Here is a 2229-nt window from a genome sequence, read left to right as displayed (position 1 = left end):
CCCTTTACAGGGCAGACCGGTGGAACGCCATACACCCATCCGCAATACAACCCCCGCGCCTTCTTCCTCTACGACCTGGGGGTGGTTGTACTGAACCGGCCTATGGTGATGAGCCAGTACGGCCGGCTACCCCAGCAGGACGTGCTAGACGATATGGCCCGGCGGCGTGGCCTGAAAAACACCAGCTTTACCGCTGTGGGCTACGGGTTACAGAGAATCAACCCGGTCTTTGTGGAAGCCGCCAGGGTACGTATGTTCGCAACACCCCACCTGATTCAGATCAACGTGCCGGGCTTCACCGGCGACTTCTCTATCTTGCTCTCAAACAACGCCAGCACCGGCGGCACCTGCTTTGGCGATTCGGGTGGACCGAACTTTATCGGCAGTAGCAATGTGATTGGTGGAGTGACTTCGTTCGGCAAAAACGGTAACTGTGCGGGTACGGGCGGTGTCTATCGCGTTGATAGAAAAGACGACCTGGACTGGCTCGCCACCTTTGGCCTGGCCCCCTAGACCCCGGTTTCTCGTCGTTAGGAATTGGCCGTAGGGTGAGGGCCTGGCAGAGGAGCTGCGCCGGCGCAGACCCAAAAATCGCCTCTCGCAAGAACCATAACCGAAATTTCTATCGTGGACGCACTTAACTCTCTCCGTAAACCGACCGATAGCAACTATCGGTCGGTTCTTTTCGGGCCGGCAAGCCTTGAGAGGCAGTTATTAAATGGACTGCATCGCTGGTTGTTTTGAAAACCGTCTCTTTACCCCCTCTGGGTTTCGTGAATGGGCGCGCCCAGACAACACTTCAGGAGACACTAAGCACTGCTCCATAGGCTGTAGCCCAGCCGGATTTGGGGGGTATCAGGGGTTTGGGGTGGGTCTGGTAAAAGTACCAGACCCGCTCGAAGGCCTTACGCATGGGCTCGAGGTCGGGCAGGTGCCCCACAATCACAATCTGCGGCAGTGCAGCGGCCTTCGCCGCATTGAGCGCAATCATGGCAATCACCTGGCTCACCAGCGTGACCAGGCCTGCCGCCAGGTCTTCCCGGCTGGCCTCAATGTCGTGCACCAGCCGGCCCAGATTGACCGCTGTCGCATCGGGGGGCAGGTGGCCAATACCCCCTCCAATCACATCCAGAAGCGTCGAATCTACCCGACTGGTATCCCCTCGAGCCGCCAGTCGGGCCACCTCGAGGGGGTCGGCAGTCCCCAGCAAGAGCCGGGATAAGCCCAGCAGGGTGCCGCCCCCCACCGCTGAGCCTGTGAAGTGCTGGGCTTCGCTTTCTCTGGCGGCATACATAGCAGTGCCGGTTCCGGCCGAGACCACCAGCGCTTCCCGAAGCCCTGATAAGGCCAGCGCACCGCGTCCGACTGCCTGGGCCTCGCCTATTTTCTGGAGGGCGATCCCTTCAAAGGACTCGGGTAGGTTATGCGATAGCCCTCCAGCAACGGCAATTGCACCCAGCTCGGAGGGCCGAACCCCCAGCTTCGCAAGTATCCTGGCCAGCACCTCGAGACGGGTCGAACCGGCCTTGAAGACCTGGTTGGCAATGATGGTCTGGTTCTCCAGCAACACCACATCGGTATTGGACAGCCCAAAATCCACGCCGAGTTTCAGCATGGGGCTCAGGATAACGCAGCAGAGGGCTTGGGTGAAGTCTGTTCAAGCTTGCAGGTCTCAGGCCAGAAAATCGTGTCAGAAACCACATGCCCCGGCGGCGCCAGTAGCGAGAACCGCGACTGCTATTTCAGTCTGGCCTTTCGCGCTCGAGCAACACCTCCTGCACTCCGCGCAGCCGGGTCTGGAGCATAGACTGGGCCAGCGAGCTATCCAGCGCACAGTTGCCGGGGCGAGGGCCCGGATAATCGGCGCGGCGCTGGGCCGGTAGTCCAGCGGGGTTCCGCCCGTAGTGGGGAGCCAGCAGACGACCAAACTCGAGCCGGCTCAGCACCTCGGCCCCACCCAGGTGCAGCACTCCCTGGTAGTTCAGCCCAACCAGTTCCCACAGGGCCTGGGCCAGATCCTCGGCAAACACAAAAGAGCGATATTCATCGCTAAACAGTCCACCCTCGCGCTTTCCGTCGGCAAGCTCCAGTACCATCTGGCTGGTCACGTCTATGGGGTTCAGGCCCCAGATCAGCGAGGTACGGACAATGGTCGCGGTGGGTAGTATCTCTCGAACAAAATTTTCCGCCCTCAGTTTGGCCTGGCCATACCCGGTGAGAGGGTTGGGC

Annotated in this window: 3 protein-coding genes; 1 reads left to right on the top strand and 2 read right to left on the bottom strand. The window is 60.4% G+C overall.

Annotation, left to right across the window (positions count from 1 at the left end; genetic code table 11):
• Positions 1-513: trypsin-like serine protease (locus Q0288_RS03055; protein WP_299426997.1), on the top strand; the 513-nt coding region annotated here is incomplete at its 5' end.
• A gap of 286 nt (positions 514-799) precedes the next feature.
• Here Q0288_RS03055 and Q0288_RS03050 read toward each other — a convergent pair.
• Positions 800-1615 (bottom strand): Fumble domain-containing protein, encoded by an 816-nt coding sequence (locus tag Q0288_RS03050; RefSeq protein ID WP_299426994.1) that lies wholly within the window; start codon positions 1613-1615, stop codon positions 800-802.
• 127 nt (positions 1616-1742) lie between these two features.
• A partial coding sequence (locus tag Q0288_RS03045; protein WP_299426991.1) for a sugar nucleotide-binding protein occupies positions 1743-2229 on the bottom strand: 487 nt, incomplete at its 5' end.

It is taken from the genome of uncultured Meiothermus sp. (assembly GCF_937863175.1).
GTDB lineage: Bacteria > Deinococcota > Deinococci > Deinococcales > Thermaceae > Meiothermus.
This window is presented reverse-complemented; position numbering and strand designations above follow the sequence as displayed.

Bases quoted from the DNA above. Each gene is read 5' to 3' on its own strand.
- Q0288_RS03050 (WP_299426994.1), bottom strand. From the start codon at position 1,615: ATGCTGAAACTCGGCGTGGATTTTGGGCTGTCCAATACCGATGTGGTG.